At 39.0% G+C, this 18,936-nt stretch carries 15 protein-coding genes; 4 read left to right on the top strand and 11 right to left on the bottom strand.

What is annotated here, in order from left to right:
• Window positions 1-180 precede the first annotated feature (180 nt).
• Both AC4IFT_RS14945 and AC4IFT_RS14940 read left to right on the top strand, forming a co-directional pair.
• The gene (locus AC4IFT_RS14945) at window positions 181-2,346 is read left to right on the top strand and encodes a TonB-dependent receptor (protein ID WP_490736892.1); all 2,166 of its coding nucleotides are present in this window, start codon (window positions 181-183) and stop codon (window positions 2,344-2,346) included.
• 20 nt (window positions 2,347-2,366) lie between these two features.
• Window positions 2,367-3,317 carry an energy transducer TonB gene (locus AC4IFT_RS14940; RefSeq protein WP_272539221.1) on the top strand — a complete coding sequence of 317 codons (951 nt, stop codon included), beginning with the start codon at window positions 2,367-2,369 and terminating at the stop codon, window positions 3,315-3,317.
• A gap of 76 nt (window positions 3,318-3,393) precedes the next feature.
• Here AC4IFT_RS14940 and AC4IFT_RS14935 read toward each other — a convergent pair whose 3' ends face one another.
• The 5 genes from AC4IFT_RS14935 to AC4IFT_RS14915 form a co-directional block, all read right to left on the bottom strand.
• Window positions 3,394-4,641 (bottom strand): aromatic amino acid transporter, encoded by a 1,248-nt coding sequence (locus AC4IFT_RS14935; protein WP_490736941.1) that lies wholly within the window; start codon window positions 4,639-4,641, stop codon window positions 3,394-3,396.
• A 67-nt stretch (window positions 4,642-4,708) separates the two neighbouring features.
• Window positions 4,709-6,112 carry a tryptophanase gene (locus AC4IFT_RS14930; RefSeq protein ID WP_490736896.1) on the bottom strand — a complete coding sequence of 468 codons (1,404 nt, stop codon included), beginning with the start codon at window positions 6,110-6,112 and terminating at the stop codon, window positions 4,709-4,711.
• Window positions 6,113-6,646: 534 nt separating this feature from the next.
• Complete coding sequence (locus AC4IFT_RS14925) at window positions 6,647-7,303, bottom strand: DUF799 domain-containing protein (protein ID WP_490736898.1); 657 nt, start codon at window positions 7,301-7,303, stop codon at window positions 6,647-6,649.
• Window positions 7,300-7,656 (bottom strand): DUF4810 domain-containing protein, encoded by a 357-nt coding sequence (locus tag AC4IFT_RS14920; protein ID WP_490751722.1) that lies wholly within the window; start codon window positions 7,654-7,656, stop codon window positions 7,300-7,302. Before AC4IFT_RS14920 ends, AC4IFT_RS14925 begins: the two co-directional genes overlap by 4 nt.
• Before the next feature lie 6 nt (window positions 7,657-7,662).
• On the bottom strand, window positions 7,663-8,337 hold the full coding sequence (locus AC4IFT_RS14915; RefSeq protein WP_490751721.1) for a CsgG/HfaB family protein: 675 nt from the start codon (window positions 8,335-8,337) through the stop codon (window positions 7,663-7,665).
• 704 nt (window positions 8,338-9,041) lie between these two features.
• On the opposite strand from AC4IFT_RS14915, the gene AC4IFT_RS14910 reads away from it, so the two are divergent.
• Window positions 9,042-10,337 (top strand): MFS transporter, encoded by a 1,296-nt coding sequence (locus AC4IFT_RS14910; protein ID WP_490751719.1) that lies wholly within the window; start codon window positions 9,042-9,044, stop codon window positions 10,335-10,337.
• Between the two features lie 50 nt (window positions 10,338-10,387).
• Here the strand turns inward: AC4IFT_RS14910 and AC4IFT_RS14905 are convergent, their stop codons facing one another.
• Complete coding sequence (locus AC4IFT_RS14905) at window positions 10,388-11,518, bottom strand: hypothetical protein (protein ID WP_490736904.1); 1,131 nt, start codon at window positions 11,516-11,518, stop codon at window positions 10,388-10,390.
• Window positions 11,515-12,768 (bottom strand): hypothetical protein, encoded by a 1,254-nt coding sequence (locus AC4IFT_RS14900; RefSeq protein ID WP_490751718.1) that lies wholly within the window; start codon window positions 12,766-12,768, stop codon window positions 11,515-11,517. Before AC4IFT_RS14900 ends, AC4IFT_RS14905 begins: the two co-directional genes overlap by 4 nt.
• Before the next feature lie 277 nt (window positions 12,769-13,045).
• On the opposite strand from AC4IFT_RS14900, the gene hutC reads away from it, so the two are divergent.
• Window positions 13,046-13,759, top strand: a complete 714-nt coding sequence (gene hutC / locus AC4IFT_RS14895) for a histidine utilization transcriptional repressor HutC (RefSeq protein ID WP_490736908.1) — start codon at window positions 13,046-13,048, stop codon at window positions 13,757-13,759.
• A 92-nt stretch (window positions 13,760-13,851) separates the two neighbouring features.
• Here hutC and AC4IFT_RS14890 read toward each other — a convergent pair whose 3' ends face one another.
• The 4 genes from AC4IFT_RS14890 to AC4IFT_RS14875 form a co-directional block, all read right to left on the bottom strand.
• A complete protein-coding gene (locus AC4IFT_RS14890) occupies window positions 13,852-15,534 on the bottom strand; it encodes an electron transfer flavoprotein-ubiquinone oxidoreductase (RefSeq protein ID WP_490736910.1) in 1,683 nt (560 codons plus the stop codon).
• Window positions 15,535-15,543: 9 nt separating this feature from the next.
• A complete protein-coding gene (locus AC4IFT_RS14885) occupies window positions 15,544-16,494 on the bottom strand; it encodes an electron transfer flavoprotein subunit alpha/FixB family protein (protein WP_490751717.1) in 951 nt (316 codons plus the stop codon).
• A gap of 15 nt (window positions 16,495-16,509) precedes the next feature.
• A complete protein-coding gene (locus tag AC4IFT_RS14880) occupies window positions 16,510-17,265 on the bottom strand; it encodes an electron transfer flavoprotein subunit beta/FixA family protein (protein ID WP_490736914.1) in 756 nt (251 codons plus the stop codon).
• A gap of 152 nt (window positions 17,266-17,417) precedes the next feature.
• Window positions 17,418-18,857 (bottom strand): purine-cytosine permease family protein, encoded by a 1,440-nt coding sequence (locus tag AC4IFT_RS14875; protein ID WP_219244611.1) that lies wholly within the window; start codon window positions 18,855-18,857, stop codon window positions 17,418-17,420.
• Between the last annotated feature and the right edge of the window lie 79 nt (window positions 18,858-18,936).

Genomic DNA, 18,936 nt, shown 5'->3' with positions numbered 1-18,936 from the left:
CGATTTCATCATTAATCATGTCGATATCAATTCACAGTTTATTCTCACTTAAATCAAATAATTATCTATCTCATAAATTGACTTAAATATATTGATCTTGAAATTACTTTTAATATAATAATATTGATTATCATTTGCATTATCATTTGCATTATCATTACAAAAGGCAAGCCTACTCCAATGAAAACTATCTCCCCCGTTGGAAACAATAGGGTTAAACTTAAGCCAAATATTATTTGTTTTACTATTTTATCTATTCTTTCTTTTACAACTTATGCAGCCAACACAGAACCCAAATCGTCACAACCCCAAGGTGATGATGATACGATTGAGCTACAAGATAGCTACGCTCGGCCAGATTATGTTGAAATTGAACGTTTGCGAGATACCAAGCAAATTATTGTTATTACAAAAGAAGATATTCAGGGAAAAGGGAACCGCACCATTTCTGATGTGCTTAAATCCGTTCCTGGTATTAGCGTAGATACCTCTGGGCAAGGAAATATTGACCTGCGTGGACAAGGCGCAGAAACCTCACAGCGTAATCTGCAAGTGTTACTTGATGGCGCCCCGATTACGACCCTTGCGAATCATCCTTATACTACTAACTACGATATCATCCCTGTTGAACAGCTTGAGCGGATTGAAATTATTCCGGGAGGTGGAAGCGTTATTTATGGTTCAGGCACTGCGGGTGGCGTTATTAACATTACCTCTAACTTAAGAAGTATGGCCGATCCTAAAACCAGCGTTTTATCTGAATGGAACTCAGAAGGATACCGCTTAAATGCCAACTTAGGTGCTCGGGTTAATGATAAATTCTCCTTGTTGGGGACAGCCAGTAAACTCAACCGTGACCTCTACTATAAAGATACTTACCGTAACTCAGAATATTACTCGTTAGGTGGGAGATGGGATCTCACGCCAGATCAAAGTCTTATGTTACGTGGAAGCCATCTCACGGAAAGCTCACAGTACGTTAAAACGCTGACTTCACGTAATATCAAAAAATACGGTAAAGACTACGTTCCACCAGATAAAACCGTCACTGTAGGTATTGATGAAAATGGTCAGTTGATTAAAAAAACCATTAGTGGTTATTTAATTGGCGACCGCGAGGTCGATAGCTATAACCTTAGCTATCAAAATGCATTTACCGATAAGCTAAATTTTGCCACTGATGTTTTCTATACCGATGGTTTTTATACCAATAATGCCAATTGGGAACAAAAAGTTGATCAAAAAAGCTACGGCACAAAAATAAAATTAGATATTGGTTATCTTGATAATAGCAATTTACTTCTTGGTGTTGATTATTCGCAACAAAAAGCCTCAATTCATTATATTGGTAGCTATAAAAAAGATAAGAAAGGCCGCTATTATGGAGTTCCTCATAATTTCGATTACGATAAAACAACAAAAGCCATTTATGCACTTAACAGTTTGAAATCAGAGCAGTTTGTATTTACGCAAGGTTTAAGACGTGAATTGTCTGAATGGTCATTTGATAAAAGTGGTACGGTAAATGGCTCGGGTACCTCAGACCGTTGGAATACCGCGGCGGAGCTCTCCCTTGCTTATCTTTATCGTGATACTGGCCGAGTGTATGGGCGATACGAACGAGGTTACACCCTTCCTGACGGCCTGCAAATCAGCGATCAATCCGTTGTTAATGGTGAAAAAATCTATACCCCAACTAAGGCCGAAGATGAAAAATATGACTTATTTGAGCTTGGCCTTAGAGATAAATTGGCGTTCAGCACAGTCAATGTAACGCTCTGGACATCAAATACCAATAATCAACTAAATCGTATTTATCTTACCAGTGTTAATGACGCGAAAACGATGAACTTACTAAAAACTCGCCGCTGGGGAGCCGATGTCGACTTCCAACAAACTCTCGGCGATTTCACCTTCCAAGAGTCTTATTCATGGCTCAGAGGACGCTCAGATTACAATAATCATGGACGCCAATTTTTGGAGGAAAATGGTAAAAACACCATCGACTACACCAAAAGTGGTTTAACCAAAGTGCCAGAGCATTCCGTTAAACTAAAAATTAAATACGACTTTACCGAGGATTTATCAGGGGATATTCAATACACCTATTACGGTTCGTACAATAATTTTCTCTCTGATGCCAATAAAGAAGAAGATGGCGTAGTGAAATCTCGTGAGCTTATCGACCTCAGTGTTCGTTATGCACCTATTGAACATATTGAATTATATGGTGGTGTTACTAACTTGATGAACAAAACTTACTACGATTACGTCACCTCAGGCTATGGTTCATTAATTCCGGGAAATGAGCGTTCATTCTTTGCGGGTATAAAAGCGACCTATTGATTTAAACAGGAAACGTTTCGGTGACTATACATCCCTCTTTTCGTTATAAACTCGCCTTAACGGTGTCACTCGTCATTCATATCACAGCTATTGTGTTTATCGCCCTACAAACTGGTAGGGCGCTCCCCATAGTGGAAGGTGTAGAAACAATAACGTTATCCCTTGGTGGACCAATGAGCTCTCAAGGGAGCTCAAGTCTAGCAAGTCACCAAGGAGAGCCTCTGAGACAAACAATAGCCTCAGAGCAAATCTCAAAATCAGAGCCTATTTCTCAACAAAAGCCGGCAAATAAAGCTCAAAACCCGCCAAAACGCGACCCTATTTCTGCGAATATACCCATTGATGATACCGTTGAGTCCCCATTACTTACTCAAAAAACAAAAGTGATGAAAAAACCTAAACCCGTTCAGCCCGCACACAAGTCAGAGCAGAACACACCACATCAATTAGTTGCTGATAATCCACCTAAAAAGACGGAGAACCAACTGATTACAAAAGATCCGCATCAAATAACACCATCAAGCTCACAAGACAAAGCGCAGGCGATGACATCCAATGCTCCCGAAAAAAATGGTTCCACCGCAACCCCATTGGCGTCAGAAAACAGCCCAAGTGGCCAAGGGATAAATGCCTTATCCGGTAATAGCCAATTTGCAGCAAATGGGGATGGCAGCTATACCGCACTGGGTTCGAGCGGGATCTCCTACACAATTTTACAGGATGCAAACCCTAAATATCCCAAAGAAGCTCGCTCCTTGGGTTATACAAAAGTGGTTAAAGTGCAAATTCGATTATTAGTAGGGTTAGATGGCCAAGTTGAGTCCGTTGAAATATTAAATAGTAAAATCCCTGATTTAGGTTTTAAAGAAGAAGCCGTGAAGGCAATTAAAAAAATGGCATTTAAACCCATTATTTACCAAGGGCAAAACATTAAAATGTACTTTAAAAAGACAGTGGTTTTTCAGTATTAACCGGGTAATTTAACAAAAAAAAGGTACAGCAAACCCCGCTGTACCTTTACAGTTAGCTTAAAACAAGGTTGAAAAATTAACGGTATATCGGTAACAAATTAAACTGAGCGAGTAACTGGCAAATAATACCAAAAACGCCAAAGGCAATAACGGCATAGATTAGCCCTTTCCCGCCCCACACTTTAAATTTTGAATCTGGGAAACGTTCTCTCACCTTCAATGCCATAATTGCTGGACAGATTATCGCCCAAATACATGCTGCCATACCTGCGTATGCAATTGCGACTAAAAATCCATTTGGGAATAACATGCAAAGAATTAAAGGAGGTAAAAAACAAAGTAATGCTGATTTCATTCGCCCTGAAGGATTATCTTTAAAGTTCAAAGAGGCGAGTATGTAATCAAATAACCCAATAGCAACACCTAAGAATGAGCAGAATACAGCACTAATAGAAAACCAGAGTAAAAATGTCGCAATGTGTTTGCTGTTAAGTACGGCATAGAGTGATTCAATAAATGCGTCTAAGTTACCGCCTTTATTGATTATTGTTAAGAACTCAGCTCTTGGTAAATTGCCCATTGTTCCCATAATCCAAAGGAAATAAAGGACGAGTGCAAGTACACAACCAATCACACAACTCTTAACCACTTTTCTTTCATTTTCATGATATAACTTGTACAAGCTACATACATTACCATGGTAGCCAAACGAGGTAATGGCATAGGGAATAATAATAAAGACGAAAGGCAATAATGCAGTTTGCCCACCTTCAACAGGAGACGTTAATAATAAATCTGTTTTTACGATTAAAAACAATCCAGAAAATGCGAGTATAAATAGAATTATTTTTATAAACAAAAATAATGATGTTAAACGACTCGCTCCGACACCACTCCACCAAATACTCGCACCTAATATTAATGTAAAGGTAATAAATATAAACCTTAAGTTAATATCGTAACCATAAATAGCTGCGGCTTCCTTAATAACAGAGCCCGCTGCAGATATATAGGCATAAATTAATATATATAGCACGAATATTAATGCCATGTTAGCAATATAACAAGCCCATTTAGGTAAAAGTTCTTTCGATATAAAGAAATAGTTCGTCCCTGATCCATATTTGGAAATGCATTCTAAAATATAAATTCCTGAGTGAAACATAAAAAAGCAAACAACTAACAAGATAACTACAGAGTTAATAAACCAAGCTCCTGCCATAATAGTTGGCAAACTAAACATTCCTGCCCCTATCATAGCTCCGCCTAGCACAAAACCCCCTACCATTATGGAGGGTTCTTTCTTGGCTGCCGAATTATTCATGGTGTTCACCTTAAGAATAAGGATAAGGTTCCCGCATTGCACGGGAACCATAAGATATACCTATTTTTTATTTAATAGGTTTTAATCTTGCTGTGAAGTGTCTTAATACTGGTGGCTCATATTCAAAATCCAACCCTTTTAAGGTCGCGAATTTATCTTTTAAGCCAATCAGAGCATCTGCAATATAATCCATATGGTCATTGGTATAAACACGTCTTGCGATAGTTAATCGCATAAACTCCATGTCAGCATGCTTTTGTTTTCCAGTTTCTGGGTCACGCCCTAATAAGAACGACCCAATCTCAACAGCACGAACACCTGACTCTAAATATAACGCATTAATAACCGCTTGTGCTGGGAACTGATCACCTGGAATATGTGGAACCAGTTTTTTACAGTCAACAAATACTGCATGTCCACCTGTAGGGTATTGAATTGAAATTCCCCCTTCACGTAAACGGTCACCTAAATATTTTACTTGGCCAATACGGTAATGCAGGTATTCTTCGCCAGCACCCTCTTCAAGTCCTTGCACCATCGCTGCCATATCACGGCCAGCTAAACCGCCGTAAGTCACGAAGCCTTCCATTGGAACACAACGCTGTCTTGCTAACGTAAAGATTTTTTCGTCATTTTTAATACTGACTAACCCACCAATATTTAATAATGGGTCTTTTTTCGCTGACATGGTTAATGCATCAGCATATTTGTACATATCAAGGATAATTTCTTTAATCGTTGCGTTTTTATATTTTGGATCGCGCTCTTTAATAAAATACGCATTTTCACAGAAACGTGCAGAGTCCATAACAACAAAAATATTATGTTGTTTTGCAATTTCATAAACTTCTTTCAAGTTAGCCATTGAGACAGGCTGACCACCCGCACTATTACACGTTACGGTTGATACAATCGCTACAACGTTTTCTGCGCCATACTCTGCAATATTATTTTTTAATTTTTGAATATCAAAGTTACCTTTCCAATCATCATAGGTATCTGAGTCATAGGCTTTTTCGGTAACAATATTAATCGCTTTACAGCCATTTAATTCAACGTGTGCTGCTGTTGTATCAAAGTGGAAGTTTGAAATAAATACAGGTTTTTTAGCACCGCCTTGTTCCTGTTTTACTTTCAAGAGCACTGGGAACAACATATTTTCAGCGCCACGACCTTGGTGAGCGGGAATAATATAATCGTAATCAAACATCTCTTTAACTTTATCTTTTAAGTCATAATAGTTACGAGATCCTGCATACGCTTCATCACCCGTGATCATTGCTGCCCACTGGTGGTCACTCATGGCATTAGTACCAGAGTCAGTTAATAAGTCGATATACACAGCACTGCTTGGTAATAAAAATGGATTGTATCCCGCTTCTTTTAATGCAGCTTCACGCTCTTCTCTCGATGGAATACGGATGTTTTCTACCATTTTAATACGGAACGGTTCTACGATTCTTTTAGCCATGATAATACCTTTAATTTTTCATTAAATAATAAATATAAGAATTCGAACTTATAAAAAATAAGCTAACGAAAATTTTAACTGCGGAAAAATTGAAAGGTTAATTATTTGGAAAAAAGAAGGCTAAGGAAATATCAATATTGAACCATTTCTTCATATAGAAGAAATACCTTGATATTAGTGACTCGTTTAACAAGAACATACTATGACTCCTATCAACAAGGAATTAGTACAACCATCTGCATTATATATATAACAGTTACATTCTTAAATTAACCCCTATTGTCATGTTATTATACTTATATCACATTATTTAGGCTAAATAGCATAAACCCTTTGAGCTCAGTCACAGTGTTTATTTTATGCAATTTAGGTGTTAAAAAACATTTTAATTAATTAACTTATTCCGGTAGACACGAATAATAAAAGTTAATTTAAGGATTAGAAAGAGTAATTTAACTTAATACGACAATACCTTAATTAAAATTAAATGGATAAAGCCTAACGATAAGGCTTTATCCACCACTTAGCTAATCGTTACTGAGCATCTTTACCATACTTTGGTGATCTTGGACCGTATAAGATCCCATTAGGACTACCTGCAGATAATAACCTAGCACTTGTTATACCTGCTATTGCATAGCTTTTATCTGTCATCGTGTCTGCTATTTGGTTCACAACAGCAGAAACTAGTGCGCCTAAAATACCATTTGAAGATGAGTTGTTTTCCATACTTGATGCACTTGCAGAACCACTCCACAGTAAAGTTCCCGTTCTTGCATCAAGTAATTTAGCACTTGCAGTTACACGTGTATCACTTGCAATCACTTGGTAGCTCGTCCCATATTCCGTAATATCTAAATAAAGAACAGCGTCAGCGCCAAAAATTTCATGTAGCTTAGCTGGTGGGACAGCTTGAATATCTCCCGCGTTTATCATGCCATTTTGTTTAAAGGTTTCTTCAACAACAGCAACTGGGAAAACATAATAACCTGCTTCAGCTAATGGAAGCGCAGTTTGTGATAATAAGCCATGACTTGCTTGAACTTCTGGTGAGCTATTTTGTGGCAACAGCACTAAAATGCTTTTAGGCTTACTTTGATGAAATGCAGTGTAATCAACTTTGGCTGGCTGCGCACATCCCGTTAATAACCAAGCAACCACGAAACTACTGAGTATTAATAGGCGTCTCATTTAATTTTCCCTTTATTCTTCATTAGAAAGTCCATATAAGCTGCTGACTCTGGATACAACGCCTTTTCAGTGTTGAACTCCGTCATTGCTAAGTCAATTGAACCTACTGTTGAATAGAGCAACCCTAAATGAGCATGTAAGCCAGGAGGAGTGGCAAGGTTTTTTGCTTTACTCATTTCTAGATTTTTTTTCAGCGCTTCAATTTGATCTTGGGGACTCGTTTCTGTTTGCTGATAATATTGATAAACCGTAGTTTGATAACCATCCCAGTTATATAATGGCTTAGGTTCATTTACACAGCCTGTTAATAAAACAGCACCTGCAAGAAGTAACAATAATTTAAATTTCATCATATTCCCTTATTTCGCTGGCTGCCATGCGCCGTTTTCAATCCCTGAAACTAAATTATTTACAGCCTCTCTAATAGCCAGATCTAATACTTTTCCATTTAATGTTGAGTCATAACTTGCTGTGCCACCAAAACCAATCACTTCGCGGTTTGATAATTCGTATTCACCCGCACCTTGCGAAGAGAATACCACTTCAGAAGTTTGAACATTGACTACATTTAAATTAACTTTAGCGTAAGCGACTTGTGTTTTACCACGGCCTAAAATGCCGAATAATTGACGATCGCCCACTTCTTTTCTACCAAATTCCGTTACATCACCTGTGATAACGTAAGTCGCACCTTTTAATTGTTGAGTTTGGCCTTTAATTCCCGCCTCTTCTTTTAATTCCTGCATATTTGCACGGTCTAATACATTAAATCTCCCTGTTTGCTGAAGGTGGGTCATTAAAATAGTTTTTGATTGATTCCCTAAACGATCAACACCATCAGAGAAAATACCATTCATATAACTCGAACGGTTATCAAATTTACCTATTGATATTGGACTTTTTGGACCTGCATAATTTGTATTATATGTTGCAACTTTTTCGACTTCTAATGAGCGTGAGGATTCTTTTGCACAACCACTAAGTACTGCACTAGCAATAACAATGGAGGCAATGCTGAGTTTAGATATATTCATTTAGCTGTCTCAATTAAATTTAATTAGAATTAATTTTTGCAACTCTATTTTGCATCAATTATGGAATAGGATCTAGTTATTATTACCTAGTCATTGCTATTCATAATTCAATATCAATTGAATGGTTATTTAAAATTTATAAACCATAGATTTATTGTGCTAATTATTAAGTAGCCATTATTTATATAATTAAATCAACCTATTAATTGAATTTCAAACTGATATTAAAAGATAATTAAACCTCTGCAGTCATCATTAATGAGATATCATTAAACTCAATTTTAACATTAAATATACATTTATATAGCTGTAATAAAATAAATGGGATAACAACAATAAGTAATAAAATTATTATCTAAAATAAAATCAACTATTTTATTTTTATCTAAACAATAACCATTTGCTTATATTTTATATTATTTTTGATTTATATATAACCTATTACTTATTGTTTATAGCTATAGATAACCAATAGAACCCATGAGATACAACCTATAGAATTTATGTCTATCCTACATATGGATAAAACTCTCAAATGAGATTTTCTGCATATTATATCCATATCCTGCATCATTTTAACCTTTTCTTAACATTAGTGATTGTGCTTTCTCTCAGAAACAGTGAGTGTAGGGAGGACACGCTGTGACCATAAAAATAAGCCTGCTACTAAAAATTATTAAACCCTCATGATAAGAGAGTTAATTATGACGATGCAAACAATCGCTGTGAAATCATTTGGTTCCACAAAAACAACATCAAAAGTTTTGCTGATTTGCTGGATGAGTATTTTATTTGAAGGATACGATGTCGGTGTAATGGGGGCTGTGCTCCCGACGCTTGCTGAATATAAGCAATGGAATTTATCTCCTCTTGAGCTAGGGGCACTAAGTAGTTATGCACTCGTTGGTATGTTTTTTGGCGCCTTTATTATCGGGACATTAAGTGAGCTATATGGCAGGCGCCGCATGTTATTAGCCTGTGTAACACTATTTTCACTCACCATGTTAGGCGCTGCATTTGCCCCAACACCTTGGGTTTTTGGTGTTATGCGTTTTATTGGTGGAATTGGTTTAGGTGGTGTCATTCCTGTTGCAGCGGCCTTAACCATTGAATACTCTCCCAGTGAAAAACGTTCTTTTAATTATGGCATTATGTATTCTGGTTATTCATTAGGGATTTTAAGTGCCGCTCTCGTCGCAATGTGGTTACTCGAACAATTCGGCTGGCGAAGCGTGATTGCTTTTGGTGCCTTACCGTTATTGCTTATCTGGCCAATGGCACGCATTCTTCCTGAATCACTCGAATATTTAACGCATAAAGGCCTACACTCTGAAGCCAAAGCATTAGCTAAAAAATTGGATATTGATTACCAATCAACATCAGAACATGTGCAACATAAACCACAACGTATTAAGGAGATTGTGGCCGTTGTATTTGCTTGGCGTCACCTACGTGCCACCGTCTGTTTTTGGATAGCCTTATTTTGTGGCATGCTATTAGTCTATGGCTTAAATACTTGGCTGCCTTCTATTATGCGCAAAGAAGGATATAACCTAGGCTCTAGTTTGACATTTTTAATTGTATTTAGCTTAGCTTCTGCGTTGGGTGGATTATTCTTAGGAAAAATTGCAGATAGATATGGCGTTCGAAATTCTGTGGCCTTTTTCTTTTTGCTTGGTGCTATTGGTGTAGGTTGCCTAATCTTTAAACAAAATATTTATATGAATTACGTTCTTGTTGCCTTTGCGGGAGTCGGTAGTATTTCCGCCGCACTAATACTGACAGGCTATATTGCCAATTATTACCCCTCCAATGCACGCGCATCTGCAACAGGCTGGGCGCTGAGTTTTTCACGAATTGGCGCAATGACTGGCCCAATGTTTGGTGCTTATATTGCAAGTCTTGGTATCGCCACCAGCTGGAACTTTATCGCTTTTGCTGTCGTTGCGGTTATTGCTGCTACCGCAGTAATTTTACTACCGAAAAAACGTACTGAGTAATTGACCAAAAGGATAGGGAATAAACCCTATCCTTTTATTTTAAATATAGATTAATGCATAGATTGGTAAGAAACTGGGGAACCTTCCGTAATATCAATATCCTCTGAGTACATACTCTCTAATTCAATAAAGGACTTATCGACACCATTAAATACAGTTTTATACATCGGTAGATCAGAACGATGTGAAATTTCATTTGTCTGTAAGTCCATCGTTAAAAACTGCCTTGATCCCCTAACTGATTCTGTCACTGCCAGCCCTTGCTTACCCACTTTTAAACTTGATAAATAGTTATAGCCTGTTTCTGCCAATAAGTTAAAACCGCCATTGGTTTCATATTGCATTAAAGAAAATAATTTACGAGACGGTTCTTGAGCTATAACAAAGATATCACCATTCAGGTTTTGTGCTGCTTCATTAATACGCACGGGTAGCCATTTACTACTAACCACTTGTTTAGTCGGAATATCCATAACTACTTCCAACGATCCCATTTGATGACCATAGCTATACCACATAACGACTTTGTCCCTGTATGTGGCAAAAGCAAATTCAGAGCGACTCTCTATTTCCTCAGGGTACAGTGACTTAGCGAGCTCCCGAACATCCATAAAATGTTCCCATGTCATACCTTTATCTTGGCTAACAAAAATTTTTTCATTATTTGCCACAACATAAGCAGGATAATTTTTAGATTGATAAATTTTACCTGTTATCAACCCTGCAAATTGAACGCCAGATTTATCTTCCCATGGCATAATGTTACTGGCTGATAGTGTTGTTAAATCGATAGTTTGGTAGCCATCTCTGAGAAATAGTAAACACTGTTTTTTATCACAGACCGCATTATAGAAACTCTTGTCACCACGAGTGATAAAACGGACACCTTGATTATCTGCAAACAATACTTGGTAGTCATACACCCTAGAGGCATACGCGTATGAGTTATACGATGAATAATAATTTGAGCTCTGGCTTTTTTGCGTAACAATTAAAATACCACTCTCTGTTTGGAAAGTGCTTGCCCAATCATAATAGGCAACTGCAGAACCATTTTCTTGGTGATTTTCTATTTTCCAAGCAACTGCACCACCACGCACGAAAATAAAAAAAGTGGATAATAGACTTATCACAAAAATCACGGTTAATAAGAGAAAGCGCTTACTCAAGAATGGATTCATGAGCGCACCTCCGTTACATAGTCTGTTTGGCCATGTTGGCGACGCAGGTGCTTCAAGGCATACTGAGCATGATAATAAGCGTTCCCACGTCGGGAAATTTGATAATATATCGCGACGCTCAAACCAATTAAAAAGCTGATTCCCAATAAAATAGTCACTGTAAAGCTAATATACATCCCTCCAGTGTCCAATATATTGACCCAATCCCAATAGTCCCAATAACCGCCTTTTTCTATTGTTTCTGAAAAAGACATCCCACTAGCAATGAGGGCAAAGAAAATAGCAAGAAAGCCAATAAAGCCCCATAAACCAAAATAAAAACCACGTTCTTGAGGTGCCCCTCTGCCAATTAAGCTATAGGCAAGTCCATCTTGATGGTTATAGATACCAAATATTGCCTGTTCATTTGAGTGATCTTGGATATTTTTATGGAAAACTTCGAGCTCATCACCTTGCGCAATAAATAAGTTGTGGTTATTAAACAAAGGCTCATTGGCTGAAACTAAAACCTCCATATGGCTTTTATTAATTTGTAAGCTGATAAGGTTTAGCGCTTGCTCTGTATCCCCTGCCTTAATGGTCAAACTTCGATTATCTGTAATATTCACCTTACCGCGAGTAACCGATAATGAGGTTTTATCAATGCTAATATCTTTAGCCTTACGTAAATTACTGGCCTTAGATTTAGGGTTTTTAATACCGTCAATTTCAATCAATGGGCTTTGTTCGTTAATTTTGAATCGCCCCTCGATAATAAGGTCTAATACTTTTAAAATTTGTTTTCGTTTAGGACTAATAATGCGCTTCGTTTGTGCAAGAGCTAGGCCAAATAAAACGATGCCACAAAAAGCGGCACAACCTAAAATTGCCACCAGCGCTATCATTAAAAAGCTATCTTCCGCAGCCATAAAGCAATAATACACCACAGGGATCAAGGCCATTAATACCAGCGAAATGATATATTGTTTGCCCAGAGAGCGAGTAAAACGCACATTTCTATCGGGTTCTAATCGCCCATGCTTCTCGTGATAAACCCATTCAAGCCAATAACTACCATCATTCAGTTCTTCTGCAAAAATAACCAAAGAGTCACCTTCTTGTAAGCGCTCTAGAAATATTTGGCTATTTTTGAAGTCATCTTGATTAAAGAAAAAAACTTTCCCTGATGCTATCAGCCTTGCCATACCAATTGGACTGACATTGAGATAATCACACTGAGTAAGATTGACATGGAAATATTGAACTCGCATGAATAATGCCTATTTCGCTAAGTAAATTTAACATTATGATAATAAATAAAGGCATATAGCCCTAGCGGAACTTATCTTATAATAAAATAATTCAGACAATGACGAGCACCTATATCCGCCTGTTTTTCGATGTTTTATACTCTGAAATGCGCGCTATATACTAGTAAAGCCAATAATTACTGATAAACTTGCAATCACCAAAAAGTCTATACATTAACTGTAGCAATAAAACTGTTTTACTCTGGCCTTTCTCTAACGACAATTTTGAATAAAAGCGATGACATCACAACCTGCTTATAAGCAAATTCAGTCTTACATTTTACGCAGTATTGATTTGGGTATTTTTAAACCCGAAACACAAATTCCCACAGAGCTTGAGCTATGTGCGCAGTTTAATGTCAGCCGTATGACAGTAAACAAAGCCATTTCTGAATTAAGCCAAAAAGGGATTTTGAATCGAATTGCAGGGAAAGGCACTTTTGTCGCAACGCAAAAACACGAACTTCCAGTGACAAAAGCATTTGATATATTTGATGAAATATCTCTAAGTGGCAATAAATACAGCGGGCACCAACTACAATTAAAAATCATCCCTGCTTCTGCTGAAATAGCCCTACAACTTGGAATTAGCGAAGGAAATGAAGTCGGTTATTGCAAAGTGCTGCATTTTGAAAATGATATTCCACTCATGCTGGAAGAACGCTACGTTAACCACTCTATCGTTCCCGAATTTGTTAAGCAAAAATATGGGGATACAGAAACACCCAGTGGCTATTTACAACGCCATTTTCCTGTAAGTGAAATGGAACATACCATCGAAGCTGCATTAGCCACAAAATCCATCGCACAATCATTATCGATTAAAGAAAACTCACCTTGCCTGCAACTTAGGCGCCGAACGTGGACTGGAAATACACTGATTAGCTACGTTAATATGGTCACGGCAGGTTCTCGATACAAATTAAAATTACATTCACGTATTGAGAATTAATGCAAAGATAAAAAAATGGGGCAAAATTGCCCCAAAGCGACTGATAAATATAAAAAGACATCAAGCACATCTACATCACAACAAATTCGTTTTTACATCCCCTGATAGATTGGCCCTTCTCCCCCTTGAGGTGCAGTCCAAGTAATATTTTGCAGTGGGTCTTTAATATCGCAGGCCTTACAATGCAGGCAGTTTTGCCCATTAATCTGTAATTTCTCTTGGTGTTGCTCGCCAATAATTTCATATACCCCAGCTGGGCAATAGCGTGTTTCTGGCGCAGCGTATTTCGTTAAATTAATTTGAATTGGTACTGTTATATCTGCCAATTTAAGATGACAAGGTTGCTCTTCTTCATGGTTGGTATTCGATAAAAATACGGAAGAAGACCGGTCAAAGGTCAATTTTCCATCAGGCTTAGGGTAAGTTATTGGTTTAAAGTTTTTAGCTTCTTTCAACCCTTCGTGATCCGCTTGTTTAAGCTTTAATGTCCATGGGCTACGGCCTTTTAACAACAATTGCTCTGCGCCAAATAGCATTGAGCCCATCACTAACCCTTTTTTCATATAAGGTTTAAAGTTACGCGTCTGGTAAAGCTCTTGATATAACCAGCTCTGTTCAAATTTTTGGCGATATTGCAAAGTAAATTCAGCAAAATCAATCGATTGATTTTTAAAGCACGAGAAAAAAGCTTCCGCAGCCAATGCCCCACTTTTCACCGCACAATGCGTTCCTTTAATCCTTGCACCATTGAGAAAACCAGCGTCATCACCAATTAGTGCCCCCCCCGGAAAGCTCAATTCAGGAAGTGCCGATAACCCCCCTGCTACCATGGTTCTTGCACCGTAACTAAGCCGTTCTCCTCCGGATAAAAAGGCACTAAAAGCCGGATGGGTCTTTAAGCGTTGAAACTCTTCAAACGGTGACAAATATGGGTTTTCATAATTCAGACCGACAACTAAACCTACCGCAACTAAATTCTCACCATAGTGATAGGCAAAGCCACCACCGTAAGTTTGGTTATCTAATGGCCAACCTACAGAGTGGATAACTAACCCTTCTTCGTGTTGCTCTTTTGGAATTTGCCAAATTTCTTTGATCCCTAAACCGTAGCTTTGCTTGCTACTGTTGGAGTCCAAATCAAAGTGTTTTATCAGCTGCTTACCTAATTGACCACGGCAGCCTTCAGCAAAAAAGGTCATTTTAGCCAACAGGTTCATACCGGGTTGGTACATCGCCGTTGGGTTACCCAATTTATCTAACCCCATATCACCCGTTGTTACACCGATGACTTGGCCTGCATCATCAAAAAGTACCTGTGTTGCGGCAAAACCAGAAAAAATATCAACGCCCAAAGCCTCAGCTTCAGCAGCTAAAGCCGCGCTTACCTGCCCTAGGCTACCAATTAAATTCCCTTTATTTTTTAAACAACTCGGTAATAGTGGTAACGGTAATTGGGTTGAGCCATTTTCTTTTAACCATAAAAAGCTATCCTGACTGACGGGGGTTAACGGCGCTGACATTTTTTCTTGCCAATCGGGTAGTAATTCATTCAATGCCCGCGGATCTATCACTGCACCTGATAAAATATGAGCCCCGATTTCTGCACCTTTATCTATCAAGCAAATGGATAGTTCCGTGCCTTGCTCAATCGAAAGTTGCTTTAAACGAATCGCTGTTGATAACCCCGCAGGACCGCCACCGACAATCAGGACATCAAATTCCATCGATTCCCGCTTGGGAGCCTCGTTTATATTTTCAATATTGTCGATAGCCATATGCACCTCTTACGCAAGCGCCTTATCAAATTCAGGTAAGATCTCAAACAGATCGCCGACAATGCCGTAATCTGCCACTTGGAAGATCGGCGCTTCAGGATCGCTATTAATGGCAACGATCACCTTGCTCTCTTTCATGCCTGCAATATGTTGTATTGCACCAGAAATCCCGACAGCAATGTATAAATCTGGTGCGACAATTTTCCCTGTTTGCCCTACCTGATAATCATTAGGAACATACCCTGCATCTACCGCCGCACGAGATGCACCAACTGCGGCACCCAGTTTGTCTGCAATGGTTTCTAACAACGCAAAGTTTTCCCCCGAACTTAGCCCTCTTCCTCCTGAAATCACAACTTTTGCTGAACTCAATTCGGCGCGGCTAACTTGTGTCAGTGACTGGCTTTTCAGTTGAGCTCGCTGAACCAGTTCATTTGGTGTGATGTGTTCAATTTCTGCATTATTTTGTATCTCACTCGCACAGCTAAATGCCGAACTGCGTACGGTGATCACCACTTGATGTCCGTTATTTTGTACCGTTGCCAATGCATTCCCCGCATAGATAGGTCGAATAAAATTCTGTGCATCAATGACTTGTGTGATGTCAGAAATTTGTGCGACACCTAGTTTTGCAGCAACACGCGGGGCAATATTCTTACCAAAGGTCGTCGCTGGGAACAGCAAATGGCTGTAATTTTGTGCAACAGACATAACGGCGCTGGTCATGGGTTCAGCCAACTGGGCTTTCAGAGCATCTGATTGAATCGTTAATACTTTACTCACACCTTTTAATCTTGCCGCTTGTTCCACCACGTTTTCAGCATTATCACCCGCAACCAGCAAATGCAGTTGACCACCCGCAGACAGAATATCCAGCGCAGCCGTAATACTATGAAAAATTGATGATTTTATGGTTTGATTATCATGCTCAACAATAACTAAAACTAATGATTGGCTCATTGTCATTCCCCTTGGTTAAATCACTTCTTTTGCTTGTAAAGTGCTCACTAATGCCGCTGCATCATTGAGTAAAGTGCATTGTCCTGCCCGTTTTTTCGGTTCAGACACTTTGATAGTTTTGGTTTGCCCCAAAGGAGAGAAATTCATGTCAGAAATATCGATAATATCTAGCGGTTTTTTCTTTGCTTTCATGATGTTCGGCAAAGTTGCATAACGGGGTTCGTTGAGACGTAAATCGGTTGTCACAACCGCAGGGAGCGCCATCTCCAGTGTTTCCAGACCACCATCAATCTCACGAGTGACTTGCAATGCGTTGCCTTCAACAACAATTTGTGATGCAAATGTCGCTTGCCCACAGTCTAATAATGCTGACAACATTTGCCCTGTTTGGTTACAGTCATCATCAATCGCTTGTTTGCCTAATAAAATTAAATCGGGTTGCTCATTTGCCACCACTTGCTGTAATAGACGCGCAATATCGAGTGATTCTAAAACTAACTCCGTTGGGCGTTGAATTAAAATGGCACGGTCTGCCCCAATCGCCATCGCACTACGCAAAGTTTCTTGATAGCTAATATCACCAATAGAAACGGCAACAACTTCAGTCGCTTTGCCTGCTTCTTTTAAGCGTACAGCCTCCTCAACCGCAATTTCATCAAAGGGGTTCATCGCCATTTTGACGTTAGTGAGCTCAACCCCCGAGCCATCGGCTTTTACGCGTACTTTAACGTTATGGTCAATCACTCGCTTCACTGCGACTAAAATTTTCATAGCAACTCCTATCCCAATTCTATTAACGATTGGCTTTTATTAAGGTGGTTTGAATCGTTTTTAGGTTGAGGGAAGCCTTAGCAGTGAAAGCTTCACTGCTATTGGCTCGCTCAATGTATTCTTTTATTAATTAAATCAAATGGTTCATTTGGTTATTTCGTGGTTGGTAATATCAGCCTATCAGCAACAGACATTGGCCATTTTTTAATCGCAATATAATAAATAATGCTGGTCGCAACTAAGCCCACTATCCATGAAACATCGACGCCACCAAGGTGTTCAACTAATGGGCCAGTATAGAAACCTGTTGAAATAAAGGGTAATTGGATCAATACGCCAATGATGTAAGTGAAGATACCCACTTTATTCCAGCGGCCATAGCGACCATTTGGGTTTGCCAGTTCAGGGACATCGTAACGACCTTTGGTCACCCAATAGTAATCAACAAGATTGATTGCGCTCCATGGTGTAAAGAAGGCGAGTAAAAACAGTAAGAAAGCGGAGAATAATTTTAAGAACGAGTGTTGGCCTGCTAATCCTAATAAGGTTGAAAAGCTCACCATTAATATAATAAAGAACAATCGCTGCCCTCTCGTAATGGTGTTTTTCCCTCTAAACCCACAAACAATTGCCGCCATCGACATAAAGCTACCGTATGCATTTAACGCCGTGATGGTCACTTTCCCAAAGAAAATTGTGATATATAACAGTGCAGCAATGAGGCCTGTACTTCCCAATCCCACAATGTAGGAAACTTCGTTGCCTGCAAATTTATTCCCCGCTAAGGCCGCTGCAAACACCCCTAAAATCATTGACGCTTGAGTACCAATGACCGTCCCTGAACCCACCGCCAGAAAGGCTTTAATAGTTGGTGTTTTAGTTGGTAAATAACGCGAGTAGTCAGCAACATAAGGGCCAAAAGCAATTTGCCAAGATGCTGAGAGTGACATGGCTAATAAGAAATGTGTCCAATCAAAATGGCGATTTTCCATTAATACGGAGACATCATTCATGTAAAACAGGCGGAAGAATAGATAAAAGAATGCAATAACGCCAACAACACTCGCGACCTTACCTAAAATATGAATGATCCGATAACCACAGATAGTGATCCCGATAATCACCGCACCAAAAATTAAGATCCCGACCCAATCAGTCACATGGAGTAATTGCCCAACAGCTTGGCCTGCTAATACCGTTCCACTGGCTGAAAACCCAACATACATCATACAAACCAATAGAATAGGAATGACCGCACCATAAACGCCAAACTGCACACGGCTTGAAATCATTTGCGGTAGTCCCAGTTTTGGCCCTTGCACCGCATGCAATGCCATCACTGCCCCACCTAATAACTGACCAATAAATAAGCCAATCAGTGACCAAAATACATCGCCCCCTAACACAACCGCGAGCGCCCCAGTAACGATGGCCGTAATTTGTAAGTTAGCACCAAACCAAAGTGTAAACTGGCTAGATAAGGTGCCATGGCGTTCAGATTCAGGAATGTAATCGATAGAACGCGCTTCGATAAGCGGGACATTGTCCTGTCGACCTTTTTGCCCTGTTGCGATGTCGTTTGAAACTGTCATGGTAAATCCTCTTTAAGCAGGCTGGCTTAAAGAATGAACCAATTAACTGTAATGAATTCGTAAAAACCGTAATGGTGAG

Source organism: Providencia sp. UF-183, assembly GCF_058246155.1.
Note: the sequence above shows the minus strand (reverse complement) of the source record. Positions and strands in the feature narration are given on the sequence as shown.